The sequence below is a fragment of the Rhodopseudomonas sp. BR0C11 genome, from assembly GCF_010820945.1.
GTDB lineage: Bacteria > Pseudomonadota > Alphaproteobacteria > Rhizobiales > Xanthobacteraceae > Rhodopseudomonas > Rhodopseudomonas palustris_H.
Genome location: NZ_QTKI01000421.1, coordinates 1 through 4,097, shown reverse-complemented (window position 1 = coordinate 4,097; position 4,097 = coordinate 1). Strand labels below are relative to the sequence as shown.

The 4,097-nt window shown below is 66.9% G+C and carries 5 protein-coding genes and 1 pseudogene; 3 read left to right on the top strand and 3 right to left on the bottom strand.

Going from position 1 to position 4,097, the window contains the following annotated elements; all coding sequences use genetic code 11:
- Nucleotides 1-126, bottom strand: a pseudogene (locus DYI24_RS22575) (3-dehydroquinate synthase); the annotation flags it as partial.
- Entirely contained in the window at nucleotides 123-740 is a 618-nt protein-coding gene (locus DYI24_RS22570) for a shikimate kinase (protein ID WP_164573920.1), read from the bottom strand. The pseudogene DYI24_RS22575 and the gene DYI24_RS22570, both read right to left, overlap by 4 nt.
- A 138-nt stretch (nucleotides 741-878) precedes the next feature.
- On the opposite strand from DYI24_RS22570, the gene DYI24_RS22565 reads away from it, so the two are divergent.
- On the top strand, nucleotides 879-1,025 hold the full coding sequence (locus DYI24_RS22565; protein WP_011156073.1) for a hypothetical protein: 147 nt from the start codon (nucleotides 879-881) through the stop codon (nucleotides 1,023-1,025).
- Between the two features lie 16 nt (nucleotides 1,026-1,041).
- Nucleotides 1,042-2,061, top strand: a complete 1,020-nt coding sequence (gene xerD, locus DYI24_RS22560) for a site-specific tyrosine recombinase XerD (RefSeq protein ID WP_164573919.1) — start codon at nucleotides 1,042-1,044, stop codon at nucleotides 2,059-2,061.
- A gap of 6 nt (nucleotides 2,062-2,067) precedes the next feature.
- Here the strand turns inward: xerD and DYI24_RS22555 are convergent, their stop codons facing one another.
- Nucleotides 2,068-2,643: a cytochrome b gene (locus tag DYI24_RS22555; RefSeq protein WP_164573918.1), complete on the bottom strand. Its 576-nt coding sequence runs from the start codon at nucleotides 2,641-2,643 to the stop codon at nucleotides 2,068-2,070.
- A 274-nt stretch (nucleotides 2,644-2,917) separates the two neighbouring features.
- Here DYI24_RS22555 and DYI24_RS22550 point away from each other — a divergent pair, with 274 nt between their 5' ends.
- Nucleotides 2,918-3,880 (top strand): acetyl-CoA carboxylase carboxyltransferase subunit alpha, encoded by a 963-nt coding sequence (locus DYI24_RS22550; protein WP_107342720.1) that lies wholly within the window; start codon nucleotides 2,918-2,920, stop codon nucleotides 3,878-3,880.
- Nucleotides 3,881-4,097 lie beyond the last annotated feature (217 nt).

Genomic DNA, 4,097 nt, shown 5'->3' with positions numbered 1-4,097 from the left:
CCGCGGCTTGGCGATCCGTTCGCCCAGCGAGGCGATCACGTCGCGGCCGATCACGATCTCATAGGCGCGGTCGCCGAGGGCGACCTCGACGGTGATCGGGGCGGAGTGTTTCTGCGGGGCGTTCATGAAGTCTCGCTCAAGGTTGGGGCGGGCGCGCCGCACAGATAGTGGTGGAGCGCGGCGACGCATTCGTCGACGATCTTTTCGTGCGGTACGTCGCGCGACGCGATAGTGATGTCGGCTTCGCGGTACAGCGGGTAGCGCTCGGCGATCAGGCGGGCGATGGTGCCGGCCGGATCGGGCGTCTTCAGTAGCGGCCGGTCGGCGCGGCGTTTGACCCGGCGCAGGATTACGTCGGCCTCCGCCTCGAGCCACATCGAGATCGCCTTTTCGCGGATCCGGTCGCGGGTCTCCTCGCGCATGAAGGCGCCGCCGCCGGTAGCCAGCACCTTGGTGCCACCGTCGAGCAGCCGGGCGATCACCCGGGCCTCGCCGTCGCGGAAATGCGGCTCGCCGTGGGTTTCGAAGATCTCCGGGATGGTCATTGCCGCGGCCGATTCGATCTCGGTGTCGGCGTCGAGAAACGGCAGCCCAAGCCGCAGCGCCAGCCGGCGCCCAACGGTGGATTTGCCGGCGCCCATCATGCCGATGAGCACGACCGGGCGATCGCCCAGCGCCGCGACGATCTCGGCTTCCTGGGGCGACCTGCCGGCAGTAGCCGTCGGTACGGTTTCAGACATTCGCGGCATCCGTGGGACTGAAAGGGCAAGCTATACTACCCCGGTCGCCGGGCTTGCCAGAGTCTCTTGCAAGGGAAGGGCGAACATGGTCGTAGTCGCGCGTCGCCGCCAAACGCCTGCCGCTGCCGAGATTCGCGAATGCCCACCCTCTTTCGGTTCCTGACGGTGATTGGTGTGGTAGGCGGTATCATTTACGGGACGATTTTCGCGTTGGCCAATTTCGTCGGGCCCAACAGCCGCGAAATGACCGTGACGATCGGCCCGGACAAATTTCTCAAGAAATAGCCGCTAGGCTGGTCGCATGCGTCGACCGCGAACCACATCCAAAGCCGCCGCGCTGGCCGAGCCAGAGGCTCAGGCCGCGCCGCTGCGCCCAGCCTCCTATTCGGACGCCGGGCTGACCGAGCTGTTTCTTGATATGATCGCGGCCGAGCAGGGCGCTTCCGCCAACACGCTCGATGCCTATCGGCGCGATCTGGCGGACCTGTCGCACTTTCTGTCCCGCCGCCGGCTCAGCATCGGCTCCGCCGACACCGCGGCGCTGCGGGCCTATTTGGCCGATCTCGACAACCGCGGCTTTGCCACCTCCAGCGTCGCCCGCCGGCTGTCGGCGCTGCGCCATCTGTTCCGGTTCATGCTCAGCGAGCGGATTCGTGCCGACGACCCGGCTGCGATCCTGGCTGGGCCGAAGCGGGGCCGCAGCCTGCCGAAGGTGCTGTCGATCGCCGATGTCGACCGGCTGCTCGCCTGCGCCCGGCAGGAGACCGATGCCGCGGAGGGGCCGGCCCGGCTGCGCGCGGCGCGACTGAACTGCCTGCTCGAAGTGCTGTACGCCACCGGGCTGCGCGTCTCGGAACTGGTGTCGCTGCCGCTCTCAGCGGCGCGACGCGACGCGCGGATGATCGTGGTCCGCGGCAAGGGCGACAAGGAAAGGCTGGTGCCGCTCAACGCCGGCGCCAAGCAGGCGATGGCGCGCTATCTTGAAGAAGCTGCGGCCGCCACCAAAGAAGCCAAAGGCGCGCCGGCCTCGAAATGGCTGTTTCCGTCCTTCGGCGAGAGCGGGCATCTCACCCGCCAGCATTTTGCCCGCGATCTGAAGGATTTGGCGGCGCGCGCCGGGCTGTCGCCGCGGCTGGTGAGCCCGCACGTCCTGCGCCACGCCTTCGCCAGCCACCTGCTGCACAACGGCGCCGACCTGCGGATCGTGCAGACGCTGCTCGGTCACAGCGACATCTCGACCACGCAGATCTACACCCATGTGGTCGAGGAGCGGCTGAAGAGCCTGGTGCGCGATCTGCACCCGCTCGGCGAAAGCCGCTGAGCCGCGCTAGCTTTCGGAAGCCCGGCCGGTCATCCGCGACAGCACTTCGTCGCGCTTGACGAACTGATGCCAGCACACCGCGCCGAGATGCACTGCGAGCACCGCGCCCAGCACCCAGGCGCCGCGGTCATGCAGCATCTGGCCCCATTCGGAGAGGGCGTGATCGCGCGGCACCAGCCGCGGCCATTGAAACAGTCCGAACCACGGCAGCGAGTACCCGCCGGCGCCGGAGAACAGATAGCCGCTGAGCGGCATGAACAGCATCAGGCCATAGAGCGCGAGATGGCCGGCGCGCGCCGCCATTTCGGTGAGATGTCCGAGTGGCCGCCGATACGGTGGTTCGCCGCTGATCAGTCGCCATACGATGCGGACGATGAGCAGCGCCAGGATGGTGAAGCCGATCGATTTGTGCAGTTCGAGCAAACCCTGCCGCGGCTGCTGGCCTGACGGATAGTAGGCCGACACGACGCCGAGCCCGATCGCCGCGAAGATCAGCAGCGCCATCGACCAGTGCAGCCAGCGCTGCGCGCGCCCGAACATGAAGCGATCGGTCGAGATGGGAGCGTCGTCTGAGGCGGTCATGTTGGACTTTCTGGCTAGGGCAGGGGCGGTGCCGAGCCATCAGATCGGCGAGTGAAAATCAACTTACCGAAGCGTCATCGATTTCGACCGCAGCCGGCAGCGCTTCTGCGGTTCAACCGCCGGCTGCAGGCCACCCGACCGGCGCGAGCCGCGCCGGCTGGTGCACGATCCGGCGCTGCGGCAGTTGTCCCAGCCGCTTGACTTGGCTCCCGGATGGCTTGAAAAGCCGGGCGGCCCTATCGGCCGCAGCTTTCCTCCCCATATCGCCAAAGTCATGTCCGGGCCCATGCGCAGCTATCTCGACTTCGAAAAGCCGGTGGCGGAACTCGATTCCAAGATCGACGAATTGCGCACGCTCGCGGCCTCCGGCAGCGACATCCACGAGGAAATCGAGAAGATCGAAGAGAAAGCGCAGCAGGCGCTGCAGGATCTCTATGCGGCGTTGACGCCGTGGCAGAAGACCCAGGTCGCGCGTCATCCGCAGCGGCCGCACTGTGTCGATTACATCGAAGGTCTGATCACCGAGTTCACGCCTTTGGCCGGCGACCGCAAGTTCGGCGACGACGAGGCGCTGGTGGGTGGCTTCGGTCGGTTCCGCGGCGAAGCCGTCTGCGTCATCGGCCAGGAAAAGGGTTCGACCACCGAAACCCGGCTCCGGCATAATTTCGGCATGGCGCGGCCGGAAGGCTATCGCAAGGCCGTGCGGCTGATGGAAATGGCCGACCGCTTCGACCTGCCGGTGCTGTCGCTGGTCGATACCGCGGGCGCCTATCCGGGCATCGGCGCCGAGGAGCGCGGCCAGGCCGAGGCGATTGCCCGCTCGACCGACGCTTGCCTGCAGCTCGGCGTGCCCAACGTTGCGCTGGTGATCGGTGAGGGCGGCTCCGGCGGCGCAATCGCGATCGCCACCGCCAACAAGGTGCTGATGCTCGAACACGCCGTGTACAGCGTGATCTCGCCCGAAGCGGCATCCTCGATCCTGTGGCGCGACGGCACCAAGGCGCAGGAAGCTGCGAATTCGATGAAGATCACCGCCCAGGACCTGCTGAGGTTCGGCGTGATCGACCAGATCCTGGCCGAACCGAAGGGCGGCGCCCATCGCGATCCGGAGGCGATGATCGCGACCGCCGGCGACGCGATCGCGGCCGCCTTTGCCGAGCTGAAGGGCCAGGGCCGCGATGCGATCCGCGCCCAGCGCCGGCAAAAGTTCCTCGATATCGGCCGCAAGCTGGCCTGATCGGGACCGGCCCCGCCACCGGTCCGGCGAATTGATCAAATCTTAACCAAATCCGCACCGCTGGTTCGAAATTCGGCGCTCGGCCGCAGTTTCGCCGCGCGGCGACGATTCAATGTTCCTTGACCATGATCTCCGGACCGCCCCGCCGCCGGCCTGATCGGCTTGCGACCCCAAGGGCTTAAGGATAATCTTGGCAGACTGCACACGGCCCCAGTGG

What these genes read in the sequence shown, in the direction of transcription:
- xerD (WP_164573919.1), top strand. Translation starts at nt 1,042, where the DNA reads ATGCGTCGACCGCGAACCACATCCAAAGCCGCCGCGCTGGCCGAGCCA.
- DYI24_RS22565 (WP_011156073.1), top strand. Translation starts at nt 879, where the DNA reads ATGCCCACCCTCTTTCGGTTCCTGACGGTGATTGGTGTGGTAGGCGGT.
- DYI24_RS22555 (WP_164573918.1), bottom strand. Translation starts at nt 2,643, where the DNA reads ATGACCGCCTCAGACGACGCTCCCATCTCGACCGATCGCTTCATGTTC.
- DYI24_RS22550 (WP_107342720.1), top strand. Translation starts at nt 2,918, where the DNA reads ATGTCCGGGCCCATGCGCAGCTATCTCGACTTCGAAAAGCCGGTGGCG.
- DYI24_RS22570 (WP_164573920.1), bottom strand. Translation starts at nt 740, where the DNA reads ATGTCTGAAACCGTACCGACGGCTACTGCCGGCAGGTCGCCCCAGGAA.